Origin of the sequence: Comamonas sp. Z3 (assembly GCF_008121565.1) — a bacterium.
GTDB lineage: Bacteria > Pseudomonadota > Gammaproteobacteria > Burkholderiales > Burkholderiaceae_C > Comamonas > Comamonas brasiliensis.
Window position 1 is genome coordinate 448,545 of record NZ_VOQU01000001.1, and the last position, 23,124, is coordinate 471,668.

Annotated in this window: 19 protein-coding genes and 2 tRNA genes; 10 read left to right on the forward strand and 11 right to left on the reverse strand. The window is 60.5% G+C overall.

Going from position 1 to position 23,124, the window contains the following annotated elements:
• Positions 1 to 90: 90 nt before the first annotated feature.
• Positions 91 to 1,128 carry a porin gene (locus FSY59_RS02190; RefSeq protein ID WP_003057071.1) on the reverse strand — a complete coding sequence of 346 codons (1,038 nt, stop codon included), beginning with the start codon at positions 1,126 to 1,128 and terminating at the stop codon, positions 91 to 93.
• Positions 1,129 to 1,684: 556 nt separating this feature from the next.
• On the opposite strand from FSY59_RS02190, the gene FSY59_RS02195 reads away from it, so the two are divergent.
• Both FSY59_RS02195 and FSY59_RS02200 read left to right on the forward strand, forming a co-directional pair.
• Positions 1,685 to 1,761 (forward strand) — tRNA-Pro (locus FSY59_RS02195).
• A 185-nt stretch (positions 1,762 to 1,946) separates the two neighbouring features.
• Positions 1,947 to 2,023 (forward strand) — tRNA-Pro (locus FSY59_RS02200).
• Between the two features lie 102 nt (positions 2,024 to 2,125).
• Here FSY59_RS02200 and FSY59_RS02205 read toward each other — a convergent pair.
• Complete coding sequence (locus tag FSY59_RS02205; RefSeq protein ID WP_148728379.1) at positions 2,126 to 2,566, reverse strand: YbaN family protein; 441 nt, start codon at positions 2,564 to 2,566, stop codon at positions 2,126 to 2,128.
• A gap of 217 nt (positions 2,567 to 2,783) precedes the next feature.
• On the opposite strand from FSY59_RS02205, the gene FSY59_RS02210 reads away from it, so the two are divergent.
• A complete protein-coding gene (locus tag FSY59_RS02210; RefSeq protein WP_003057068.1) occupies positions 2,784 to 3,887 on the forward strand; it encodes an enoyl-CoA hydratase/isomerase family protein in 1,104 nt (367 codons plus the stop codon).
• Positions 3,888 to 3,998: 111 nt separating this feature from the next.
• Here FSY59_RS02210 and FSY59_RS02215 read toward each other — a convergent pair whose 3' ends face one another.
• Positions 3,999 to 5,117 carry a DUF72 domain-containing protein gene (locus FSY59_RS02215; RefSeq protein WP_043371797.1) on the reverse strand — a complete coding sequence of 373 codons (1,119 nt, stop codon included), beginning with the start codon at positions 5,115 to 5,117 and terminating at the stop codon, positions 3,999 to 4,001.
• A 178-nt stretch (positions 5,118 to 5,295) separates the two neighbouring features.
• Between FSY59_RS02215 and FSY59_RS02220 the strand changes: the two genes are divergently transcribed.
• Positions 5,296 to 7,677 carry a Tex family protein gene (locus FSY59_RS02220; RefSeq protein WP_148728380.1) on the forward strand — a complete coding sequence of 794 codons (2,382 nt, stop codon included), beginning with the start codon at positions 5,296 to 5,298 and terminating at the stop codon, positions 7,675 to 7,677.
• 142 nt (positions 7,678 to 7,819) lie between these two features.
• Here the strand turns inward: FSY59_RS02220 and FSY59_RS27610 are convergent, their stop codons facing one another.
• Positions 7,820 to 8,122 (reverse strand): hypothetical protein, encoded by a 303-nt coding sequence (locus tag FSY59_RS27610; protein ID WP_255439101.1) that lies wholly within the window; start codon positions 8,120 to 8,122, stop codon positions 7,820 to 7,822.
• 36 nt (positions 8,123 to 8,158) lie between these two features.
• Here FSY59_RS27610 and FSY59_RS02225 point away from each other — a divergent pair, with 36 nt between their 5' ends.
• From FSY59_RS02225 to FSY59_RS02250, 6 genes are all read left to right on the forward strand, one after another.
• Complete coding sequence (locus FSY59_RS02225) at positions 8,159 to 8,986, forward strand: S9 family peptidase (protein WP_255439102.1); 828 nt, start codon at positions 8,159 to 8,161, stop codon at positions 8,984 to 8,986.
• A gap of 66 nt (positions 8,987 to 9,052) precedes the next feature.
• Positions 9,053 to 9,892 carry an HDOD domain-containing protein gene (locus FSY59_RS02230; protein WP_003057060.1) on the forward strand — a complete coding sequence of 280 codons (840 nt, stop codon included), beginning with the start codon at positions 9,053 to 9,055 and terminating at the stop codon, positions 9,890 to 9,892.
• 210 nt (positions 9,893 to 10,102) lie between these two features.
• The gene (locus FSY59_RS02235) at positions 10,103 to 10,864 is read left to right on the forward strand and encodes a response regulator transcription factor (RefSeq protein WP_003057058.1); all 762 of its coding nucleotides are present in this window, start codon (positions 10,103 to 10,105) and stop codon (positions 10,862 to 10,864) included.
• Between the two features lie 30 nt (positions 10,865 to 10,894).
• Positions 10,895 to 11,737, forward strand: a complete 843-nt coding sequence (locus FSY59_RS02240; RefSeq protein WP_148728381.1) for a sensor histidine kinase — start codon at positions 10,895 to 10,897, stop codon at positions 11,735 to 11,737.
• A gap of 133 nt (positions 11,738 to 11,870) precedes the next feature.
• Positions 11,871 to 12,890 carry a patatin-like phospholipase family protein gene (locus FSY59_RS02245; RefSeq protein WP_080553942.1) on the forward strand — a complete coding sequence of 340 codons (1,020 nt, stop codon included), beginning with the start codon at positions 11,871 to 11,873 and terminating at the stop codon, positions 12,888 to 12,890.
• Positions 12,891 to 13,188: 298 nt separating this feature from the next.
• Complete coding sequence (locus FSY59_RS02250) at positions 13,189 to 15,615, forward strand: AI-2E family transporter (protein WP_148728567.1); 2,427 nt, start codon at positions 13,189 to 13,191, stop codon at positions 15,613 to 15,615.
• Between the two features lie 17 nt (positions 15,616 to 15,632).
• On the opposite strand, the gene FSY59_RS02255 is transcribed toward FSY59_RS02250, so the two are convergent.
• The 7 genes from FSY59_RS02255 to FSY59_RS02285 form a co-directional block, all read right to left on the reverse strand.
• Entirely contained in the window at positions 15,633 to 16,769 is a 1,137-nt protein-coding gene (locus tag FSY59_RS02255) for an iron-containing alcohol dehydrogenase (protein WP_148728382.1), read from the reverse strand.
• A 577-nt stretch (positions 16,770 to 17,346) separates the two neighbouring features.
• Complete coding sequence (locus FSY59_RS02260; RefSeq protein ID WP_148728383.1) at positions 17,347 to 18,252, reverse strand: TIGR01777 family oxidoreductase; 906 nt, start codon at positions 18,250 to 18,252, stop codon at positions 17,347 to 17,349.
• Between the two features lie 33 nt (positions 18,253 to 18,285).
• A complete protein-coding gene (locus FSY59_RS02265; protein ID WP_043371807.1) occupies positions 18,286 to 18,984 on the reverse strand; it encodes an SDR family NAD(P)-dependent oxidoreductase in 699 nt (232 codons plus the stop codon).
• A gap of 23 nt (positions 18,985 to 19,007) precedes the next feature.
• Positions 19,008 to 20,567: a cryptochrome/photolyase family protein gene (locus FSY59_RS02270; RefSeq protein WP_148728384.1), complete on the reverse strand. Its 1,560-nt coding sequence runs from the start codon at positions 20,565 to 20,567 to the stop codon at positions 19,008 to 19,010.
• A complete protein-coding gene (locus tag FSY59_RS02275; protein WP_148728385.1) occupies positions 20,564 to 21,859 on the reverse strand; it encodes a DASH family cryptochrome in 1,296 nt (431 codons plus the stop codon). Before FSY59_RS02275 ends, FSY59_RS02270 begins: the two co-directional genes overlap by 4 nt.
• Positions 21,856 to 22,017: a DUF2256 domain-containing protein gene (locus FSY59_RS02280; RefSeq protein ID WP_080553913.1), complete on the reverse strand. Its 162-nt coding sequence runs from the start codon at positions 22,015 to 22,017 to the stop codon at positions 21,856 to 21,858. Before FSY59_RS02280 ends, FSY59_RS02275 begins: the two co-directional genes overlap by 4 nt.
• A gap of 18 nt (positions 22,018 to 22,035) precedes the next feature.
• Positions 22,036 to 23,100 carry an NAD(P)/FAD-dependent oxidoreductase gene (locus FSY59_RS02285; protein ID WP_148728386.1) on the reverse strand — a complete coding sequence of 355 codons (1,065 nt, stop codon included), beginning with the start codon at positions 23,098 to 23,100 and terminating at the stop codon, positions 22,036 to 22,038.
• Positions 23,101 to 23,124 lie beyond the last annotated feature (24 nt).

Here is a 23,124-nt window from a genome sequence, read left to right on the forward strand (position 1 = left end):
GCTGCCTGTCATCGGCTTGGAAAGGAAAAAGCGAGGCACAGGCCTCGCTTTTTGTGGATGGCGAGCCAGAGGCCCGCTCAAATCCGGTGCTTAGAAGCGGTGACGGATACCGGCGATCAGGCTGGTGCCGGTCTTGGGGTTGGCATCGGTCACGCGGTCGTACATCAGAGCGGTGTAGACATCGGTGCGCTTGGACAGGAAGTGGTCGTAGCCCAGGGTCGCTGTGGTGCGGGTGGCGTCGGTGGCCGCTTCGTACTTGGTGCGGGCCACGGCGGCCTTGACGGTGCCGGGGGTGCCGGAGACCGGAATATCCAGACCCAGCGAGTAGGTCTTGCTCTTGCTATCCAGATCCTTGACCTTGGCCTGGCCATAGGTGGCGTAGAGCTTCACGACGTTGAAGTTGTAGCTGCCGCCGACCATCCAGTCGCTCTTGGTAGGCATGACCGTGCCGCTGCCGGGGTTGGTGATCTGGTCACGCTCGTAGAAGGCCGTCAGGCTCAGAGGACCGTTGAAGTACAGGGCGTTCACGCCGACGTTCTTCTTGCTCTTGTTGCCAGGAGTCGTTTGTTCGCCGAACTGGTAGTAGACATTGGCAGTCAGACCACCGAAGCTAGGTGTCGTGTAGACCAGCATATTGCTCCAGCCGGTGTCGGCGGGCGTTGTCAGGCGGTTGCCGCCCCAGGCTGCGGTGGGCGTGTTCGCGTGCAGCACCAGAGGCGAGATGGTGAACGAATCGCCGAAGGGGTTGGTCAGAATGGTGGGCAGGAAGTTGGGCGCCTTGTCGCGGCCCAGGCCGATGCGGCCGAAATTGCCGTTCAGGCCGATGTTGGCATCGCGCGAGAAGAAGGTGTCGCCGGGGAAGCGGCCTGTTTCACCCGTGTCCATGCGCATGAAGGCGGTGATGTTGAAATCGACCTTGAGGCCGCCGCCCAGATCTTCCGTGCCCTTCAGGCCCCACCAGGAAGTGGTCATGCCGCCGGAGCCGACAACGCCCTTGCGGTCCTGGCCAGCCATCTTGACGGAGCCGGCATACATATCGGCCAGACCGGTCAGTTGCACATTGCTCTGGGCATAAGCGGCGCCGGAGCAGGCCAGGGCAGCAGCCATGGCGATAAAAGCGGTCTTCATGAGTGTCCTCTCGAGTTAGATATTGGATTTACGTTTTGAAATATAGCGGGGGTTTGTATACAGCTTGCTCTGCAGTTCCGCGGAAGCCGATGAAATCATCTTTTCAGCGATATGACAGTGGTTTTTTTACCTCAAGGACCCAGGGAAACCACTTGTGTGCACCGTCTTGGTGCTATCGATATTGCTGTGCAGAGCGGCCAGCCCAAGCCTGTTGCGCGAGAGTGAGTGCTGATGGTTTGTGGCATCGGGAATAACAGTCATTCCTGAAAGACCGGGTTCGGCCGCATCCTGCACGCTTGCCCTGCCAGAGCCAGAATCAGGGTTGACCCCAGGAGTCATCAGCGCCCGGCTATCCTGAAGCCTGCGCGACCTGCCTGCTCCTGAGCTGGCGGGCTTGCACCGCGATGCGAGGCAGGCGCTGCCGTATGCCTGTGCGACCTAGGCGGCGATGGCATACGGCCCGCTGTCTGAGGCACTAATTTGAACCTTTTTTGAAAAAAGTGCGCGTTTTCCCAGGGGAGGCGGTTTTTACTCCCTATAATTCGCTCCATCGACACGGAATGTAGCGCAGCCTGGTAGCGCACTTGCATGGGGTGCAAGGGGTCGCGAGTTCGAATCCCGCCATTCCGACCAATTTGAAAAGGCCTGTGATGTGAATCACAGGCCTTTTTCAATATCTGTCCGGCTTGAAGGCGCGCACATCATGCTATTAAAGCTGCAGCGTCATGAGTCCGCCATGGTTGATAACCGGATCAGTTGCTTGAGTTGCAGTGTTCGCAAGAACGGGTCAAAAATCGGTTACAATAGCATCATCGACACGGAATGTAGCGCAGCCTGGTAGCGCACTTGCATGGGGTGCAAGGGGTCGCGAGTTCGAATCCCGCCATTCCGACCAAATTGAAAAGGCCTGTGATGAAAATCACGGGCCTTTTTCTATTTCAGCTCTCCTGTTCGAGGAAAGCATCGAGCATGCGCATGTATTGCGACTTTGGGGGCCTCATCCTTCAATCTGCGGCTCGGGCCTGAGCCAGAGCCAGAGCAGCACGCAGGCCATGATGCTCAGCGTCATGGCTGTGAGCCATGGCTTGTAGGAGAAATACAGAATCAGCAGGCTGCTGGCGCCCATGCTGAGGGTTGCTGTCCATTTGGCGCGGCGGCTGACCTTGCCGCCGGTGTCCCAGTTGTGCAGCAGCGGGCCGAAAGCACGGTGTGCATAGAGCCAACGGTGCAATCTGGGTGAGCTGCGCACTGCCGCCCAGGCGGCCATCAGTATGAACACCGTGGTGGGCATGCCGGGGACCACGGCGCCTATCAGCCCCAAAATCACGCAAACCAGCGCAAACGCAATTAGCAGATAGCGCAATGGCGCGGAAAGCAGCTTGGGCTCCAGGTGCGGTTCTTCGTGAGGGGGTTCGGGCGGTGGTGGCAGATCGTTCATGAGACAGAAGGTGGGCTGCAGAAGCTGGTGAGGCTGCAGCCGGGCACGGTTCCCATATTAGTCAGCATTGCAGCCCGTTCGGGCTTTGTGGCTGCAGAGGCTGGCGGTATTTGTCACGTCCTTGTCCCGGCTTGCGCGGAGTGCAACCGCATAATCGCTGCGCATGGCCTGGCGACCGACTGGCGACCAGCATGGAATTGATTCAAGGAGCAAGACAATGAGACCCACCCCGAGCGCCGATATGCCCGATGTGATTGCCGAAGTCCGTGGCAAGCTAGGCATGATTACGCTCAACCGTCCCAAGGCGCTCAACGCGCTGTCCCTGGGCATGGTGCGTGATCTGCTGGGCACTTTGCTGGCCTGGCAAAAAGACGACTCGATTTTGGGCGTGGCCATTCGTGGCAGCAACAAGGAAGGGGTGTTCGGGGCGTTTTGCGCCGGTGGCGACATCCGCTTTCTGCATGCCGCGGGCAGCAGCGGCAATCCTCAGCTCGAAGATTTCTTCACGGAGGAATATGCGCTCAACCATCTGATTCACAGCTTCGGCAAGCCCTATATCGCTTTCATGGACGGCATCGTCATGGGCGGAGGCATGGGCATCAGCCAGGGCGGCTCGCTGCGCATCGTGACCGAGCGTACCAAGATGGCCATGCCCGAGACGGCCATTGGCCTCTTCCCGGATGTGGGGGGCGGCTATTTTCTCTCGCGCTGCCCTGGTGCCGTAGGCGAATGGCTGGCCTTGACCGGCGACACCATCGGCGCGGGCGATGCCCTGGCTTTTGGTCTGGCCGATGGCTGCATTCCCGCCGAACAGCAGGCGGATCTGTGGGAGACCCTGGCAACCACGGACTTTGCCAATTTGGAGGCGCTCAATGCCGTGGTTCGCTCCCGTTTTGTGAGCGCCGATCCAAAGACAGCCGAGCATCGTGAGGAAATCGATGCCTGTTTTTCTCAGCCCACGGTAGCCGCTGTGGTGCAAGCCTTGCAGGCCGGCAGCGACTGGGCCCAGGCCGAAGCCGCCACGTTGCGCAAGCGCTCGCCGCTGATGCTGCATGTGGTGCTGGAGCAAATCCGCCGTGCGCGCCAGATGACGCTGGCCGAAGATCTGCGCATGGAGCGCGATATGGTGCGTCACTGCTTTTATCTGCGCCCTGGTCGGAGCGAAACCGTGGAGGGCATCCGCGCATTGGCGGTGGACAAGGACCACAGCCCGCGCTGGAATCCTGCCAGCATCGAAGAGGTGAGCGATGCCGAGTGGCAGGCGTTCTTTGACAGCCCCTGGCCTGCACATTCGCACCCGCTGGCTGCGCTGCAAGGCTGATCCTGCTCTCAATCAAAACAAAGCCCGACGGGTTCGATGCTGTCGGGCTTTGTTTTTTAATAGCTATCAGCGCTTTACTGGTAAGCGTTTGATGGCATTTTTAGTATCAGTTCAGGATGGTGGGCGCGGATGCTTGTCAGGGCCAGGGTCTGCAAGACTCGCAAGCGCCTGCGCCAGCAGCGCTATCGAGCGGGGGGCACATCCCTCGGCATCGTTGCTGATGGTCACGAAAGCGGGTTGACCGGCACCGGTGATGCCGGCAATCGTGCGGGCCAGCCGTTCCCTGGTATGCAGGTCTTCGCTGAGGATCTCGTTGAACGGCTGGTGCTTCTTCTGGGCATCGGCATAGCCATAGGCGCCAAAGAGGCGATTCAGATTCCAGCGGCACACCAGCGGCCCGGGCCACAAGGCACGCAACGTGGGCAGCTGCTCTTCGATGGGAGGCATCTTGCCGTGCAGCCCCAGGCAGTAGGTCGCGCCATGGAGCTTGAGTGTCTGGGGCAGTGCCGAGGTCAGCAGTTCAGGGTCTCTGACCTCGACGGCAACGACGACATGCGGATGTGCTTTCAGCGCCTGTTTCACGGCGGCCAGCAGAAGGCCCAGCTTGTCCATCAACAGACCGGGGCGGCTGAGCAGACTCCAGGGCAGGGGGCTGAGCTGAAAGACCAGCACGCCCAGTTTGCTGCCCAGCCCTTCGAGAGTGGGCTCCACAAAATGCTCTATGGCCAGGTGAGGGTCCAGAAACGCGGGGTTGGCTTCGCGTGGCTTGCCTTGCTCGCTGCGTACCTGGGCATCGGTAATGCCGGCCGGGCATTTGACGACAAAGCGAAAGTCGGCATCGACCTGAGCGGCAAAAGCGGCATATTGGCTGGCCGTCAGCGGCCTCCAGAAGGTGCGGTCTACGCAGACGGTGCGCAGCAACGGGTGCTGGTGATACGCTGTGAGGCCTTTTTTGGCCAGCACGCTGCTGTCATAGGCTCCGTCCCAGACCAAGCCGTCCCAGCCCGGATAGGACCAGGTCGAGACGCCCATGCGCAGCAGGGGGGGCAGTTGTGCGGCCAGCTCCTGGTACTGCGCGGCTGCCGGGGCCAGGGCAATCGCGCCGCGTCTGGGTTTGCGTTCACCTGGGCCATCGGCCTGCGGCGCCTTTTCAGACAGTGCTTTGCCGGTGCCGTCTCTGGGGGGAGGCTGCTCATCGGCAAAAAAATCGTCCTGGAAGGTATCAGTCATGTCGCAATAATTTTAATGAAATTGGCCTTCCACGCTTTCTCATCAATGGAAAGCAGCTATGGAAAGCATAGTTTTAAGGTTTGCTTGCACTTCTGCCGGATATCAAGCGCAGTCTGGCGGCATGCCTATGGCAAACTCATTGGCTTCCTGTGTTGAACGCCGTGGGGGCGAATATCGAATGCAAAAAATCATTGGTCAGATTGCTCAAGAACTGAATGTCAAGCCGCAGCAGGTGAGCGCGGCAGTGGAGTTGCTCGATGGTGGCGCCACGGTTCCGTTTGTGGCCCGCTACCGCAAGGAAGCCACGGGCGGTTTGGACGATACGCAGCTGCGCACGCTGGACGAGCGCCTGACCTATCTGCGCGAGCTGGACGACCGCCGCGAGACGGTGCTCAAGGCCATTGACGAGCAGGGCAAGCTGACCGATGCGCTGCGCCTGGCGATTGCCAGTGCACCGACCAAGCAGGAACTGGAGGACATTTATCTGCCCTTCAAGCAAAAGCGCCGCACCAAGGGCCAGATTGCCAAGGAATTCGGCATCGAGCCGCTGGCCGACAAGCTGTTTGCCGACCCCACGCTGGACCCGCACAAGGAAGCCGAGGCTTTCTGCAAGCCCGCGACGACACTGGACGACGGCAAGCCCGGTCCCGACTTCAGCACCACCTTTGCCGTGCTGGACGGCGTACGCGACATCCTGTCCGAGCGCTGGGCCGAGGACCCGGCGCTGGTACAGAAGCTGCGCGAATGGTTGTGGGATGAAGGCCTGCTCAAGTCCAAGAAGGTCGAGAGCAAGAACGAAAACGACCCCGAGGTTGCCAAGTTTCGTGACTACTTCGAATACGATGAGCCCATTGGCCGCGTGCCCTCGCACCGTGCCCTGGCGGTGTTCCGCGGTCGTGCACTGGAGGTTCTCGAAGCCAAGCTGGTGCAACCGGTCGAGCCTGAACCGGGCCAACCCAGCCTCGCCGAGGGCAAGATCGCGCTGCACCTGGGCTGGAGCCATGCCAAGCGCGCCGCTGACGATCTGATTCGCAAATGCGTTGCCTGGACATGGCGTGTGAAGCTGAGCCTGTCCACCGAGCGCGACCTGTTCAGCCGCCTGCGCGAAGACGCCGAGAAGGTGGCTATCAAGGTGTTTGGCGACAATCTGCGTGACCTGCTGCTGGCGGCACCCGCCGGCCAGCGTGCCGTGATCGGCCTGGACCCCGGCATTCGTACCGGCGTCAAGGTGGCCGTGGTGGACAGCACCGGCAAGCTGGTGGATACGACCACCATCTACCCGCATGAGCCGCGCCGCGACTGGGATGGCTCGCTGGCCGTGCTCGCCCGTCTGGTGGAAAAGCACGATATCAATCTGATTGCCATCGGCAACGGCACAGCCAGCCGCGAAACCGACAAGCTGGCGGCAGACCTGATCAAGATCGCATCCAGGGCCGACAAGAAGATCGAGAAGGTAGTGGTGAGCGAGGCCGGTGCCTCGGTCTATTCGGCCAGCGAGTTTGCGGCGCAGGAAATGCCCGATATCGACGTGAGCCTGCGTGGTGCGGCATCGATTGCCCGTCGCCTGCAGGATCCGCTGGCCGAGCTGGTCAAGATCGACCCCAAGAGCATTGGCGTGGGCCAGTACCAGCACGACGTGAACCAGAGCGAGCTGGCCCGCCAGCTGGATGCCGTGGTCGAGGATTGCGTGAACTCCGTGGGTGTGGACCTGAACACCGCGTCTGCCCCGCTGCTAACGCGCGTTTCCGGCCTGTCGGGCTCGGTCGCCAAGTCGGTGGTGCGCTGGCGTGATGCCAATGGTTCGTTCAAGAACCGCAAGCAACTGATGGAAGTAGCCGGTCTGGGAGCCAAGACTTTCGAGCAGGCCGCAGGCTTTCTGCGCATTCGCGGTGGCGACAATCCGTTGGATGTCACCGGCGTTCACCCCGAAACCTATCCGGTGGTCGAACAGATCATCCTGGCCACGGGCAAGCCTGTGGATCAGATCATGGGTCGTGGCGAAGTGCTCAAGTCCCTGAAGCCGGAGCAGTTTGCCAACGACAACTTCGGTGCTGTGACCATCAAGGATATTCTCGGCGAGTTGGAGAAACCCGGCCGTGATCCGCGTCCTGACTTTGTGGTCGCCCGCTTCAATGATGGCGTGGAAGACATCAAGGACCTGAAGGAGGGCATGACGCTGGAGGGCACGGTCAGCAACGTGGCCCAGTTTGGCGCATTCGTGGATCTCGGCGTGCATCAGGACGGACTGGTGCACGTGAGCCAGATGAGCCACAAGTTCATCGAGGATGCGCGCGAAGTGGTCAAGACCGGGCAGATCGTCAAGGTCAAGGTGCTGGAAGTCGATGTGGACCGCAAGCGCATCAGCCTGACCATGAAGCTCGATGCGGCTCCCGCACGTCGCGACGGCCCGCGCGACAACCGCTTTGAAGGTGCAGGCCGCGGCAACAGCTATGGCGGCGGCAGCCGCGGTGGCTATGCGCAACCCCAGCGTGGTAACCAGCCCACACAGCAAAATGCAATGGCATCAGCTTTTGCGAAGTTGCAGGGACTGAAGAAATAATCTCCCACCAGGCCGCCATCGAATCCAGATTACAGGCGGCCTTTTTGGTGGGAGCAGAACAATGCGCAAAGCGAGGGGGCGGGTGATATTGCCGGCCATAGGCGTGGCGTTGCTGGTGGTCTTTATCGGCGCCAAGATGACATCACGCGGCTGGATATCGCTGGACAGGGTCAAGCAGAAGGCCCAGGCCCAGGTGCCGGCGCCCGTGGTTTGGCCGCCGGCCCTGGCGCCAGAGGGCGATGGCTTGTGCCATACCGTCAAGCTCAATCTTGCACAGGTCGACAAGGCCCAGGAAGAGGGCATCGACATAGATCAGCAGCGGCGCTGCATCACGCGCGCTGCGATGGCCGAGCATGAGATGGCCAAAGTGCGTCACGCTGCCGCTGGCAAGCAGCACGAGAGCCAGCGCGTGGAGCAGGCGCGGATCGAGCAGGTCGTTGAGCAACAGATCGCATCGGGTGAAATCACTCTGCAGAATCTGATGCAGGCGCGCGCCGGCAAGGCAACCCGGATCGCGACTGCCCTGTTGCCGGCAGCGCATATGCCCGTCAGGTCTATGCCCAAGCCGCCGTCGCGGTTGTTTGTTCCCATGAGCTATCAGAGCGGCGACCTGAAGCTCAAGGCCTTTGTCACGCCGGATCCCGGTGATGGCAGGAAGCAGCCTTTGATGGTCTGGTTGACGGGGGGGGATACCAATAGCCTGGACGATTTCTGGAGTGAAGGCCCTGCTACCAATGATCAAAGTGCCAGCGCGTTTCGCAAGGCCGGCATGGCGATGCTGTTTCCCACGCTGCGCGGCGGCAATGACAATCCTGGCCAGCGTGAGTATTTCTGGGGAGAAGTGCAGGATGTGGCCGCAGCCATCCTGCAGGCCGCGCAACTGCCTTATGTCGATCCGGCCCGCATCTATCTGGGCGGGCACAGCACCGGAGCCACGCTGGCGCTGCTGACGGCAACGGCAGGTTTGCCGGTGCAGGGGGTGTTCGCTTTTGGTCCGGTGGACGAGGTCAGTGGCTATGGCTGGCCTGTGAAATGGGACCTGATCTCGCCGGATGAAAGGCGCTTGCGCTCCCCCATGCACTGGCTGCATGCCATCAAGAGCCCGACATGGATTATTGAGGGCAGCAAAAGCCCAGGCAATATCAATAGCCTCGACAATATGTGTGCGGCACGAAAGTCGAATCAGCTGCATTGCGTCTCGGTTCAGGGGGCTGATCACTTTTCCGTGTTACAACCTTTGACTCGCAAGCTTGCTGGTCAGTTGGTCATGGGCCTGCCCGTGCAGCTGAAAAGAGATGAACAGCTCTGATATTCCCATGAGCCTTCTTTTGTTCACTTCGGGGGGGCGACAACCCGGTCGTCGCTTTTGATCCAGATGAGTCGCGTCAAACCCTTGAGCCTGTCAACTCTGCTGGAGCAGCATGTATTGCTGCCCAGCCAGCCGCGCGCTGTTGCGCTGCTGTCGAGTGAGCTGCGCAAGCCGGAGCCCGGCATGCGCAGTCTGGTGCAATTGTTTTCCACCGATCCGGTCCTGACGGCACGCCTGCTGGCTGCGGCCAACGGGCCGGCGCACCTGCTGGGCCAGCGTGTGCACAGCATTCCCGAAGCGCTGGTGCTTCTGGCGCCGGCTCAGTTGCGGCAGATGGTGCAGAAGGCGACCCCTGTCAGCGCGTCTCATGTCTCGGCGGGCTGGAGTCTGGCTGGCTTCTGGCGCTATAGCCTGGACACGGCACGCATGGCACGCGCGCTTGCCATGTCGGTTCAGGCCAATGCCTCGCAGGCCTACGCATTGGGGCTGTTGCATGGTTTGGGGGAGCTGCTGCTGCAGGCCGCTGATCCAGATACATTCCTCAGGCTTTCCGAGCTCCTGGAGCCCATGCATCCCAGGCGTGCGCAGGTGGAAATGCAGCTGATGGGCTATTGCTCGGGCCAGATCACGGCCCATCTGGCGCGGCAGTGGAATTGTCCGGACCTCATTAGCGACGCGTTCCAGTTCATGCATGCGCCTATGGAGCAGCCTGTTTTCGAGCCTTTGACGGGAGTGTTGCATCTGGCCATCTGGAGGGCATCGACCCGCGCGCTCAACTGGGGTGAGCGCCAGCTGGCAGTGACATTTCCTGCAGAAACCGGACTGGCTCTGGGCATGGACATCGATATGGTGCTGCGTCAGGCATCCATAGACTGGCATGCAGGCTCACTGGATGTTCAGTTTTAGGCCCCAATGCCGCCTGCGACGAGGTTGTTGACGTGTTCAGGGCAGATCTCGTCAGAAATCCGTGGTTATCCAAATTGCTGTTTTTCTTACGCTGAGTTGCAGTTTTAATTGCTAAAAACTATCTAATGATGAATTGGGGAGTTTTTCTCTATGTGGTGTCTTGGGCACCCTCTGGAGCTCTCTGCAAGCAACTCTGGTCAGGAGCGCAAAATGGACCCGAACAGTGCAAACAACTCCGGCGAAGCCTTGATGCTCCGACCCATGGCCGTGGAACTGGGCAGCCCTTCCATGTGGCCTGATCACATGGTGGGACAGCCCGACAACCCGGTCAGGGTGCTGTTGGTAGACGACGATGCTCACTTGCGCATGGTGATCGCGCAGGAAATCATGAACGACCGTCGCACCATGGTGGTGGCTCAGGCGGACAACATCAAGGATGCAAGAAAAGCCATTCGTCAGCATGAATTTGACGTGATGCTGCTGGATCTGAAGCTGGGGGCAGATAATGGTCTCGAGTTGATCGAAGTGATGAAAAGCCACCGTCCGCAGGCCGAAGTCATCGTGGTTTCGGTGGTGGAAACTGAGGAGCAGGTGCTGCACGCTTTCGAACTGGGGGCCACCGGTTATCTGGTCAAGAACTCCTGGTTTGGCAATTACCCCCAGGCAGTGCTGCAGGTCGTCAACGGCGGAGCCTCCATCACCCCCAGTCTGGCCAGGCGTCTGCTGCAGCGGTGCGACAAGCGACCGGCTTCCGGAGCCGTTCCGGGCTCCGACATGTCCGACAGGCTGTCCAGCCGTGAATGCGAGGTTTTGCGCATGGTTGCCAGTGGCAATACCAGCGCAGAGATCGGAGCCAGCCTGGAGATCAGCACCATGACGGTCAACACCCATATCAAGAATATCTACCGCAAGCTCCAGGTGCGCAGCCGAGCACAGGCCGTGCGCTTTGCCTATCTGCGCGGCTGGTTCTAGGCCGCGGCGCTGTCTGCAAACGCGTTCGCCATGTTCTACGCCTGGCATTTGCTTCTGTGGAGTGTGCAGCTGCTGCTGTGGCTGCCCTGGCTTTTGCCGGTGGGTGCGGCGTTTCATTCCGGTCCTTGGTGGACCGCTGTGCTGGGCATGGGGATCAGTATGGCGGTTGTCGTCTGGTTGCTGCCCCAGGCCTATCGCAGCGCGCTGTGGCGCAGACGTAAAAGTGTGCGTCCGTCGCAAGAGGTGCAGCGGGAGCGCAGACGCATAGCGCAAGCCTTGCATGATGATGTCGGCAGCCAGTTGGTGCAGCTGATAAGCCTGACCGAGCGCAGCATGGATCCGGCTATTCGCAGTGCCGCAGAACAATGCTTGCTCGATCTGCGGCTGATTGTTGATTCCATGGATAGCCGCAATGAGCCTTTGGGCCTCCTGCTGGCGCGCTTCAGGCACAGGCTTCAGCCGGTGCTGGACCATCGGGGCATGAGTCTGCACTGGGATGTCTGGGTCCCGGAGGTCTACGGCGGCACCGCCAGTCTGCCGTGCGGTGTCATGGCCGAGGAGATCATGGCCGTGGTGAAGGAGGCGGTCAGCAATGTGCTGCAACACACGGATGCGCGTGAACTCTGGGTCACGCTGGCCGCCGTTGAGCAGTGGGAAAAGTCTCCTGATGCCCCGGCGGCCTATGTGCATGCCAGATTGAGCATTGAGGATGCAGGCCCCAGCAGGCCGGCCGATGGCAGGCAAAGCCCGGACACCGCTGCTGTCACCGGCATGGGATTGAGCAATATGCGTCGCAGAGCACTCGCCATGGGGGCAAAGCTGAGCATCTCGGCCCGGCCGGGTGGCGGCACCTCTGTCACGCTCAACTGGTGAAGTCGCGGACCCGATGGCGAGCTATGGGGCTTGCAAGCACAATGTCCGCATGAGGTCATCCACAAGAGCATTGCGAATCTATGCCGGCATCAAGGCGCGGCTGTCCATGGCGCAGCGGGGCTTGCAGCCGGATATGGTCAGAGTCATACCTGCGGCGGCAGGTGGCCCGAAGGGGCTGATTCTCGGACCTCTGGATCGTTTCGTCTTTGGACAATGGTTGCAGGCCAGCGCGCAGCCGGTGGATCTGGTCGGAGCTTCCATCGGTGCCTGGCGCATGGCAACGGCCTGCCTGGATGCGCCGGTGGCGGCTTTCGAACGGCTGGAGCGCGACTATATTGCCCAGCGCTTTGATCCTCCCGAAGGCCACAAGCGCACGCCTTCTTCACTGGTCAGCGAGCGGTTTGCGCAGTCGCTGCAGGATTTTTATGGCGGGCGTGTGAGCGAGGTTCTGGCGAATCCGCGCTACCGGCTGCATGTGATTGCCGCCCGCGGCCGCGGCCTGCTGTCACGCGCATCACCCTGGCGGACTCCTTTGGGCTATGCGGCCGCGTTTGCCAGCAATGCGTTGCACCGGCCTGCTTTGGGCTGCCTGCTGGAGCGTGTGGTCTTTTCCACGTCTGCTAGCGATGTCCTGCATGCTCTTCCCTTCGGTGTTGCGGACATCCGTTCTGCACAGACACAGCTGACGCAGAGCAATTTCATGCAGGCCTTGCGCGCAAGCTGCTCCATCCCTTTTGTGCTGGATGCCGTGCAGGATATTGCAGAGGCTCCCAAGGGTGCATATTGGGATGGGGGCATTACCGACTATCACATGCATCTGGATTACCTGGCCTCTCGCAGCGGCGATGGGGTGGTGCTTTATCCTCATTTCCAGAAGACGGTGATTCCCGGCTGGCTGGACAAGGGACTGAAATGGCGTCATGGCCCCAGCTCCTACCTGGACTCGATGGTGGTACTGGCACCCGACCCCGCATGGGTGGCCAGCCTGCCCAATGGCAAGTTGCCGGACCGGCATGACTTTCTGAGTTACGGCACCGACCATGATGCGCGTGCCAGGGCCTGGAGCGCGGCGACGTCGGCCAGTCAGCAGCTGGCCGATGAGTTTGCCGAGTGGCTGCATGCAGCCGACCCGAGTCGGGTCGAGGCGCTGTAGCTTTCTTGCAAATTGAGACAAAGCCTGACAGCAGAAGGAGGCAGAGCCAGCTGCAATTCCAGATGAGCACACTTTGACTCCGAAAATCACAGACCGTAGTCCACCAACGATGTCCATGTCCGAGAACCGAAACGAGAAGTCTCCGTCCGAAGAGTCGTCTCCCTCCCCCGAGGTCAACTTTGGTGCGGTTGCGCCCACCAAGCCCTATGCGGGGGCGCCGGTCGAAGTCGAGACCCTCTCGCGAGAGGCGGGTTCGGCTGCAGAGGGCAGGCAGCCTGCGCCCGGTTTGCGGGAGGGTATGGACAGACGTGCCAGGGCCAACATGGCTCCGGGGCTGGTGCATCTGGCCGAAATGCTGCCGGCCCTGCGCTTGCTCATCGGATTGATGATTGCTTCCATCGTGATCCTTGCTCTGTACTTCGGACGGGACCTGTTGATTCCTCTGGCCCTGGCAATGCTGTTCGGCTTTCTGCTCGACCCTGCTGTCAGCAGGCTCAAGCGCTGGGGGTTGCCGCGAATGGCTTCGGCCATCGTGGTAGTGGCTTTTGCCCTGGCTGCTCTCGGGGGGCTGGGCATGTATCTGGGAAGTCAGGTGCAGCAACTCAGCGCCGACTTGCCGACCTATCAATCGACAATCCGCGACAAATTGCGCAGCCTGCGCAAGAGCGCCAACATGCCCAGCGCCTGGGATGGCGTTTTCAAGACCTACAACACGGTCGAGAAGGAGATCGCCAGCGTGGATAGCGCCAGGGCGCGGGTGCAGAAGGTGGAAGTGCAGACCCCCGATTCCAAGCCCACCACGCGGATGCTGCAATGGCTGGGACGTATTGCCGAGCCGGTGACGACTGCCGGTATCGTGCTGCTGTTTGTCATATTGATCTTGCTGGATAGAGACGATCTGCGCGATCGTTTGCTGCGCTTGGTGGGGGGCAACCTCAATCTGGCGACCGATGCGCTGGATGAGGCCTCGCAGCGCATCGGTAAATATCTGCGCATGCAGTTCATCGTCAATGTCAGCTATGGCGTGCCACTCGCCATGGGCTTGTTGCTCATTGGCGTGCCAGGGGCGATTCTCTGGGGGGTACTGGGCGCCATCATGCGATTTGTGCCCTATGTGGGCCCGATGATGTCTGCGGTGTTTCCGCTGGCGCTGGCCTTTGCGGTCGATCCCGGCTGGAATATGTTCTTGCTGACTCTGGGACTGATTCTGCTGCTGGAGTTGATCAGCAACAATGTGATCGAGCCGTGGCTGTATGGCTCCAGTACCGGCCTGTCGACCTTGTCCATCATTGTGGCAGCGACCTTCTGGACGGCGCTCTGGGGGCCGATCGGCCTGATTCTCTCCACACCTTTGACAGTGTGCCTGCTGGTGCTGGGGCGCTACATTCCCTCTCTCAAATTCATGGAGGTATTGCTGGGCAGCGAGCCTGTTCTCGGGCCGCAGCAACGGCTGTACCAGCGTCTGCTGGCTGATGACGCTGATGATGCCATCAGCATGGCCGTGCAGTCGGTGGAGGAGCGCCTGCCCTCGAAACCCGGCCAGGATGACAGAGCCAGTGCCGTCAGGGGGTTCTATGATGAGGTTGCCATTCCTGCTTTGCGTATTGCAACCCAGCAACATCTGGAGTCGGCGACGGCCGAGCATCGCTTGCGGCTGTCCAATGGCATGGCAGCCCTGCTTGAGGAACTTCAGGATCAATATGCATTCAGAAGCCGTGGCGAGCATGCCCGGGCTGCTTCCGGTGAAGATGATCAGCGTCGATGCCTGCGTATCCATTGCGCGGGTGTGCGTTGGGAGGTGGATGCCCTGGGCGCAGCCATGGTGGCCCATGCAGAGAGCTTGCATGGTCATGAGGTCAGCTGCTCCGAATGGGCACTTGCCCCGGACTCCAAGTCCTTGCAGTTCGACGTCAATGGCTTGTTGGCGGATCGCGAGTGGACTCGGGCCGTGAAGCAATCGGATCTATTGGTACTGTCGATTTTCAATCACCAGCCACAAAGCATGGCGAGACGCATTGTGCGGCGCATTCGTCGCCACTGGCCCGGTGCGCGAGTGGTGCTTTGCCTGTGGAATGCGCCAGCCGTGGCGGCTGATCCCGACTTTGCCCGGCAGACAGGAGCGCAGGCCTGTGTGACCAGTCTTCGTGAGTTGCACCTATGGGTGGAGGCCATGCAGGTTGGTGATCCCGGAGAGAGTGTGATTGCAGCTCCGATTCCCGATGACGATGAGCAGCGCGTCAGAATGCTGCATGAAAGCGGAGTGCTGGCACCGGCATTGACCGCGCTATATCGCGACACAGCCAAGAAAGCCGTCAACGCTTTCAACACCAAATGGGCTCAAGTTTCCTGGGTGGATGCTGAGCGTGTCTTTGCACCGGGCAGTCTGCTGCCGCTGTCGGCGCAAGAGGTCCCTCAGCACGGCTTTCCTCGTGATAGCTCGGTGTGCTCGTATGTCGTGTATGAAGAAGAGGCCATTGTGGTCGGAGACTTGGCACGAGACCCCCGATTTGCCAACGACTCGATGGTGCACAGTCTCAAGCTGCGCTTTTACGCGGGCGTGCCATTGACGGACAAAAGAGGCAATGTGCTGGGCTGTCTGTCCATCCTGGATGACGAGCCACGCAATCTGTCCGACGATGAGCTGGAGGTGCTCGGCGGCATGGCGCGGCAACTGATGGATGATGTGCGTGAAGCGCTCAGGCAAGGTCCTGTTGTTGACGCCTGAGCCGGTTGCGCCATCTGTCAGAGTGAGGTTCCGAGCATCTGCTCATAGTCCTGCGCTGAGGCCAGTCGCGGATTGGTGGCATGGCAGTGGTCCTTGAGCGCACCGTTGATGATGGCATCAAACTGGGTGCGTTCCACCCCCATGGCGGCCAGACCCGATGGCAGACCGAGACGGGCATTCATGTCGCGAACAGCTTCAGGGATATCGCTTCCGCTGCTGAGACCCATGGCATGGGCCATGCGATTGAGGCGGTCCTCGCGCTGCACGCTTTCGGCTTCGGCATTGAAGCGTACGACAGCGGGCAGAAACATGGCGTTGAGCGTGCCGTGGTGCAGGCGTGGGTTGATGCCACCCAGGCTGTGGCTCAGGCTGTGCACGCAGCCAAGGCCCTTCTGAAAAGCCATGGCCCCCTGCATGCTTGCACTCATCAGTTGGCGGCGCGCCTCAGCGTCGTTTCCATTGCGAGTGGCCCGCTCGATATGGGCCCATCCCCGGGCCAGCCCGTCGAGGCCGATGCCGTCGGCCGGTGGGTTGAATGTCGACGCCATAAAGGCTTCCATACAGTGCGCTATGGCATCCATGCCGGTCGCAGCCGTCAGCATGGGGGGCAGACCAAAGGTCAGTTCGGGATCGCAGATGGCAGCCTTGGGCACCAGGTGCCAACTGTGAAAGCCCAGTTTGCGATGGTCGTTGACAATGATGATGGCTCCGCGCGCCACTTCGCTGCCGGTACCGCTGGTGGTGGGCACGGCAATCAGCGGTGCAACGCGTTCGGTGATACGAGGAGAGCCGCCTTCAATGGTCGCGTAGTGTGAGAGCGGCCCTTCATGCGTGGCCGCAATCGCCACGCCTTTGGCGCAATCAATGGCGCTGCCGCCGCCCACGGCGATCAGACCATCGCAGCGCTGGGCTTTGTAGATCTCAGCCGCCGCGCACACTGCTGCCTCGGTGGGGTTGGAGGGAGTCTGGTCAAACACGGCATAGGGCAGGTCGCCTAACGCATCTAAGGATTTTTGCAGAACCCCTGCTGCCTTGACACCGGGGTCGGTCACGATCAGCGGCTTGCTGATACCCACACGTTCACATTCCTGGCGCAGCAGGCGCACGGCGCCAAAGTCAAACTGGATCTGGGTTACGAAATTGATAAAGGCCATGGTTCGCTTGCTTGATCGAAAGGATTTCCTGCAATCTAAAAGCGAGATGCTGCAGCGCAAAGACAGCAAACCCTAGGTGACGGTGAAAAGTCGTCTCCCACGGGACAGGATTATTATTTTTGGGTAAATAAAGTCGCAAACTCGAAAATGAAGTCGTAAACAGGGACCCCGCATGCATGCCGGTTTGCAGGGGATGCTGGCGCAGAACTAAAGTCGTAGATTCGTTTCTGACGAGCCTTCTTCGTATACGGAGAAGCCGTGGATTGGAGATTTCCCCGGGTCAATGGCGTGCCGTGGTCCCGTGGCCGCAGGACGCGTACTGAGATGGCTGAAGCCGAGTTTGCCAACGGTGAGCACCACGATGCCGTGACCGCTTCAGTCCGTCCCCATGCTTCACCAGCCAGCAGCAAGGGTGATGTCTAATTTGCGGCATGTGTCACCGAAATTGGCGCTGACCGAGAGCCAAGACTTGTGTGCCACGACGACACCTGGATTTATCCAGGCCCAGCTCTCTGCTATGTGGGATGGCCCACCCTTGAGGGGTGAGGATGTGATGAGACATCAGAGAGCCGCCAATTCAAGCCACTCGAAGCAGGTGCCTTAACGCTCCAGGCAGTTCAGGATATCGCCAAGAAAATCCAGCATCCTGCGCGCGCTGCGGAACCAGGCGTTGACCTCCCAGCAACAGAACGGACATTTCCCCCAGTGCGAGTCGCAACGCCCATGCTGGTAGGTGCAACAGGGCCGGTTTGCCTAACTCCCTAGCGAGGATCTGCGTGAAGTCAATATTGCGCACCACCCCAGGTGCACAGGCGTTGTAAGGCCCGCTGCAGCTCTCGTCCTTCAGAAGGTAGTCGATGAGAGCGACTTGGTCATCGATGTGTATCCATGGCATCCACTGCTGGCCGCTGCCCAGCCTGCAACCAAGCCCTCGTTTGAATGACGGCAGCAGCCGCGCCAGCATTCCCCCGGCAGCCGTCAAGACGGGGGCTGTGCGCAGCAATACAACGCGAACTCCCAATTGCTGGCGCGCGCGTGCGGCCTCCTGCTCCCAGGCCACGCATAGGCGGCTTCCGAAATCGATGTTGCCCGGGGAACTGTCTTCTGATAGCCACTGTTCTTCGCCGTCACCGTACCAGCCGACAGCAGAGCCGGAGATCAACACTTGCGGTATCGAAACTTGCCTGCCCATCCAATCCACTAAGGTTCGCGTCAGGTCAATTCGGCTGTTCCACAAAAGCTCGCAGCGCTCTGCAGACCAACGGTGAGTTGCAATGGGCGCTCCTACTAAGTTGATGACAGCATCGAATGGAGCACTACCATCGAGTGAATCAAGATGCGCTATACCCTTGGAGCCCTGGCACAATTTCTCCACCTGCTGAGGAGTTCGGCTCCACACCCAGAGGTCATGACCTTGGCTCCGCCAGAGTCGACAGAGAGCCTGTCCAATGAGTCCGGTGCCGCCGGTCAACAGGATGCGCATGGGGTTCTCCTTTTTGGGAAATGACCAAAACACTCACCAGGGTAGGCGTTGTCCATCGTATGCCCAGAAGCCGCCGCTGTCCTGCGGCTGCAGGCCGTCTAATACCGTCAACAAATCCCGCGCAGCATCGGTGGGACGGCGACCTATCTGAGCACCGCGAAACGGAGCCGACAAAGCCGAGTCAACTGTGCCGGGATGCAAGGCTGCCAGGACCGCTTTTGGATGGGTGCGAGCCATTTCAATAGAAGCCGTCTTGAGCAGCATGTTCAGTGCTGCCTTCGAGGCTCGGTAGCTATACCAGCCACCCAGACGGTTGTCGCCGATACTGCCAACCTTGGCCGACAGAACCGCAAGCACGCCGGGCTCGTTCTTTGGAAGCAACTGTGAGAAGTGTGCCAAGGCCAAGGCCGGGCCGATGGTGTTGATGGTAAAACTGGCTGCCATGTGTGCTGCGTTCAGGTCAGTCAGTCGCTTTTCGGGAGCGCCGGTTGGGCCGCTGAGCATTCCCGTGGCAATCACAACCAGGTGCCAGGAACCTTGCTGACGCAGCGAGTCGGCGGCAACTGCGATGGAGTCAAGGGCTCGGAAGTCGACGGCGGGACTGCTGCTTCGGCTCAGAGCGGCGACCGCGGCACAGCGTGGATCTGCCTCCAGCTGCGCGGCCATGGCTGAGCCTATAGCGCCGGAGGCCCCAAGAATCAGAGCACGGTAACCAGTGGGCAGTGATTGCATGGTAGGCCTCAATGATGTCGTTGCTACAGGTGGTCGAGCTGGTCACGCAGTTGCTGAGCATGCGTGCGCAACGCTGATTGCTGCCCAGGCGGGAATTTCTGCCACTGTCGGTACACCAGTGCCAACCGGTGGTTGCTGCCAAGAACATCGACGTGACGCGCAAAAAAGTCCCAGTAAAGAGCGTTGAAAGGGCAGGCACTCGGGCCGGTTTTCTGCTTTTGGGTGTACGCGCAACCCTGGCAATAGTCGCCCATGCGCTGCAGATAGGCCCCGCTGCTGACATAGGGTTTGGTGGCAATCAGGCCGCCATCGGCGCGCTGGCTCATACCCAGTGTGTTGGGCAGCTCTACCCACTCAAAAGCGTCAATGTAGATGCCCAGGTACCAGCGGTGCAGCTCCACCGGATCCAGCCCCGCCAGCAAGGCAAAGTTGCCGATCACCATCAGCCGCTGGATATGGTGGGCATGTGCGGTTTGTAGCGACTGCTTGATGGACTGCTGCAAACAGCGCATATGGGTGTCCCCAGTCCAGAACCAGCGCGGAAGCGACAAGTGGTGGTCCAGCGCATTGCGACTTTCGTAGCCTGGCATATGTGCCCAATAGATGCCGCGGATGTACTCACGCCAGCCGAGGAGCTGACGCACAAAGCCTTCCACAGCAGCTAGCGGCGCGTGGCCTGAGCGCCAAGCGGCTTCGGCACACTGCAGCACCTCCAGAGGGTGCAGCATCTTCACGTTCAACGCGAACGAAAGCAAAGAGTGGAATAAGCGCGGCGCTTGGCTTGACATTGCGTCTTCATAGTCACCAAAGTGCGGCAGTGCATGGGTGACAAATGCCTCTAAACAGCGCATTGCCTCTTGCCGGTTCAATGGCCAACGCAGTGCGTCCGCCTGCGCGTCACCGAAGCTTTGAACATTGCTGCGCTGCACGATTTCCCAGAGCGTGCTGTGGTCGTGGAGGGGACGCCAGTCCTCAGGCTCGGCAGGGGTTCCTGGCCAGGGTTTGCGGTTGTCGCGGTCAAAGTTCCACTGTCCGCCAACGGGCTGTTCATGTTCATCCAGCAGCAGTCGGTAACGGCGGCGCATGGTGCGGTAGAAATGCTCCATCAACCATTGGCGGCGCCCACGCATCTGGGTAGCCAGGTCATCGCGTGCCGTCAGGAAGTGTTCGCTGTCTACTGCTTTGCAGGTCAACTGCTGGCTGCTAGCCCAGGCCTGCAGTTGGGCGTCCAGCCGCCACTCGTCGGGCTGCTGCCATTGCACCGTGTGGGCGCCGTAGTGCACAGCAAGCGCCGCCAGGTTGCCGGGTATGGACTGGCGGTTACTGGCATCGTCGATCGACACATAACGAACCCGGTGGCCGTCGGCACGCAGTTGGCGCGCAAAGTCGCGCATGGCAGCAAAAATGGCCAGAATTTTCTGTGCATGGTGCAGCACGTAGTCGGTCTCCTGCCGCACCTCCATCAGCACATACACCACCTGCAGATCAACCTTCCGAAACCAGCTGTGTTCCGGATTGAGCTGATCACCCAGTACTAGACGCAGGGTATGGGCGCTGTGGGTGGCGGCCGTACTATCGCTCATGCTTTACCCCAGAGACGCTGGTAGGCTCCATCAGCGTCGTAGGTGGCGGCTTGTTTGACAGGATCAAAGCGACGCCCTCCTTGCGGATCTGTACCCCGACCGGCAATGTAAAGCCAGTTGCCCTGGTTGCTATAGACGTCGTAGTCCAGCAACTGTGACTCAAACCAGGCAGCGCCGGCGCGCCAGTCACAGCCCAGGTCATGGATCAGATAGCTGGCCGCCACCTGGCGCAAACGGTTGCCTAGGTAGCCCGTGGCAGCCAACTCGCGCATGGCTGCATCCACTAGCGTCTGGCCGGTCTGCCCTGAGCACCAGGCTGCAAAGTTCTGATCATCATGTGGCGTGGCCAGCTCCGGACCCAGACCCCGTGCACGGTAGAGCGCGCGACCGTGCTGCATATGCAGAAAACGAAAATAGTCGCGCCACAGCAGCTCGAACCAGAGCCAGTAGCTGCTTTCGGTCGCGCCGCGCGTAGCTTCAAATTGTCGAAGTTCAGCGTAGGCTTGCCGTGGCGACAACGCGCCTGTAGCTAGCCAGAGCGACCATTTGCTTGAGTAGTCCAATCCCACCAGACCGTTACGCGTACGCTTGTAACTGTGGGGAAGACCGCGTGCGAGGTACTGCCGGAGGTGGGCAAGGGCCGCAGACTCGCCGCCTTGCAGGAAGGCGATGGCACTTCGGGCATCAAGCGAATTAGAGGCATCGGCAAATGCATCCAGAGCTAGTACCTGCTCTTGACGGTACTTGCTGGGTATATTCGGCGGAACTCTGGGCAGAGCCTCCAGTACTGGCAGAGGCGGGTAGGGTTGTAGCTTGGCCTGCTCAACAGCCTGGCGAAACGGTGTGAATATGTCTGGCAGCTGCCGCACCGGCCAAGGCAATTGGTCCGGATGGAGCAGGCTGCTGTGCCACACGGTGTGCACCTGCAGGCCTGCTGCTCGCAGAGCTTGAACCTCGGCTTGCTCATCCGGCGCGGCGATGTCTTCACAGACAATGATGCCGGCCCCTAAGGCCTGCGCCAGCGCAGGCAGGGCCACGGCGGCAGGCGCATCCAAAATCAATAGCTGAGAGCGCAGTTCGTGAAAACTCTGGGCCAGGTTCTGGATCGTGTTGGCCAGCCAGGCGCGACGGTGCGGACCGATGCGGGCAAAGCCCCAATGGGTTCTGGCTTGAATGTCCGGCAGGCACAGCACCGGCAATATGTACTGCGCCCCCATCCTGCACGCGGCGTGAAGCACGGGTTGGTCGTGCAGGCGCAGGTCGTTGCGTAACCAGAGCAGCACCGTGCTCATGTCTGTTCCCCAGACGGAGGTGACTGCTTGCGCTGCCGTCGGCAGCGTTCAGAGCAGTATTTGACCTCGTCCCACACCTGAGCCCACTTTTTGCGCCAGGCAAATGGGCGCCCGCAGCAAAGGCATGACTTTTCAGGCAGATGCGGTTTGCGGTGCACGGCATGCCTTCTTCGGTCTCAGCTCGCGTGGGCGTGCAGCGCGGTGTGGACATGCCGGGCCAGGCGCCTGCCGCTCAGCCAGGCACCCTCCACACTGCCGCTGTGAAGCCAATCTCCACACATTCCCAAACCGGCTGCAGCGTCCCACCAGGCGCCTGCGTTCAAGGGGTTGGCGGTGTCGGCATAGCGCCAGCGATGGGCGGTAGCCTGAACGCTGGCGGGGTCGGGACCTCCCAGTTGCGCAAATGCATGCAGCAGTGCGGTCGTGACAGTTGCGGCATCGTCTTCCAGATGCGCCTCGCTCCAACTATGTCCGGCATGTAGCAGCCAGGTTTCGGTGCCGCCTCGGCTAGGCTTGCTGCTGTCGCGTGCGATCCAACGCAATGGGCTGTGCTCGACAAAGCAACCGTCTACCGGCAGTGACAACGGTTGATGGCAGCGCACCATGAGTGCCCAGCAGGGCAGCATCCTGGCATTGCTTGCAAGGGCAGCGGCTTCAGGAGCAACACCTGCCAGCAGCGGCGCGGCCTGCGGTGCTGGAACGGCAAGCACAACGGCTTGGTAGCGATGTGGCTCGGTGCCATGTTCCTGGCTTTGCAGAATCCATCCGAACGCCGAACGCGGCTGCAACGGCTGGATGGTGGCTTGCCACTGAAAACGCACAGATTGCGATATGGCATGCATGCCGCGCACCATATGTGCAGCCGGAGAGGTCATGCGTGGGGTGCCGACAAAGCGCTCCAAAGGGCGGTCTTGCAGGACAAAGTCATGACCATCGTGCTTGCCGATGCGGCCCTGCCAAACCTGCGCAGCGCCGGCCTGCTCCCAGGCGGAGACTTGGCTGCGGAATTCGGTATTGCTTGCCGTGAAATACTGAGCACCGTGGTCACACTGCCAATCCATGTCTCCATCGCTGCTGCGGCGGGTGCTCATACGGCCGGAAGGGCCCCGACTTTTGTCGAATACATGGACGCAGTGGCCCACTTCGACCAAGGCCTGGGCGCAGGCAAGCCCAGATAGGCCTGCGCCAATGATTGCGATGGTTTTTTTGCTGCTGCTCTCTGTAGGGCTGGGGGTGATCATGGCAATTGAAGGCCTGTAAGCACA

What these genes read in the sequence shown, in the direction of transcription:
- FSY59_RS02240 (WP_148728381.1), top strand. Translation starts at nt 10,895, where the DNA reads ATGTTCTACGCCTGGCATTTGCTTCTGTGGAGTGTGCAGCTGCTGCTG.
- FSY59_RS02230 (WP_003057060.1), top strand. Translation starts at nt 9,053, where the DNA reads ATGAGTCGCGTCAAACCCTTGAGCCTGTCAACTCTGCTGGAGCAGCAT.
- FSY59_RS02270 (WP_148728384.1), bottom strand. Translation starts at nt 20,567, where the DNA reads ATGAGCGATAGTACGGCCGCCACCCACAGCGCCCATACCCTGCGTCTA.
- FSY59_RS02260 (WP_148728383.1), bottom strand. Translation starts at nt 18,252, where the DNA reads ATGCGCATCCTGTTGACCGGCGGCACCGGACTCATTGGACAGGCTCTC.
- FSY59_RS02210 (WP_003057068.1), top strand. Translation starts at nt 2,784, where the DNA reads ATGAGACCCACCCCGAGCGCCGATATGCCCGATGTGATTGCCGAAGTC.
- FSY59_RS02285 (WP_148728386.1), bottom strand. Translation starts at nt 23,100, where the DNA reads ATGATCACCCCCAGCCCTACAGAGAGCAGCAGCAAAAAAACCATCGCA.
- FSY59_RS02205 (WP_148728379.1), bottom strand. Translation starts at nt 2,566, where the DNA reads ATGAACGATCTGCCACCACCGCCCGAACCCCCTCACGAAGAACCGCAC.
- FSY59_RS02255 (WP_148728382.1), bottom strand. Translation starts at nt 16,769, where the DNA reads ATGGCCTTTATCAATTTCGTAACCCAGATCCAGTTTGACTTTGGCGCC.
- FSY59_RS02215 (WP_043371797.1), bottom strand. Translation starts at nt 5,117, where the DNA reads ATGACTGATACCTTCCAGGACGATTTTTTTGCCGATGAGCAGCCTCCC.
- FSY59_RS02235 (WP_003057058.1), top strand. Translation starts at nt 10,103, where the DNA reads ATGGACCCGAACAGTGCAAACAACTCCGGCGAAGCCTTGATGCTCCGA.
- FSY59_RS02225 (WP_255439102.1), top strand. Translation starts at nt 8,159, where the DNA reads ATGCAGGCGCGCGCCGGCAAGGCAACCCGGATCGCGACTGCCCTGTTG.
- FSY59_RS02250 (WP_148728567.1), top strand. Translation starts at nt 13,189, where the DNA reads ATGGACAGACGTGCCAGGGCCAACATGGCTCCGGGGCTGGTGCATCTG.
- FSY59_RS02245 (WP_080553942.1), top strand. Translation starts at nt 11,871, where the DNA reads ATGGTCAGAGTCATACCTGCGGCGGCAGGTGGCCCGAAGGGGCTGATT.
- FSY59_RS02275 (WP_148728385.1), bottom strand. Translation starts at nt 21,859, where the DNA reads ATGAGCACGGTGCTGCTCTGGTTACGCAACGACCTGCGCCTGCACGAC.
- FSY59_RS02265 (WP_043371807.1), bottom strand. Translation starts at nt 18,984, where the DNA reads ATGCAATCACTGCCCACTGGTTACCGTGCTCTGATTCTTGGGGCCTCC.
- FSY59_RS02190 (WP_003057071.1), bottom strand. Translation starts at nt 1,128, where the DNA reads ATGAAGACCGCTTTTATCGCCATGGCTGCTGCCCTGGCCTGCTCCGGC.
- FSY59_RS02220 (WP_148728380.1), top strand. Translation starts at nt 5,296, where the DNA reads ATGCAAAAAATCATTGGTCAGATTGCTCAAGAACTGAATGTCAAGCCG.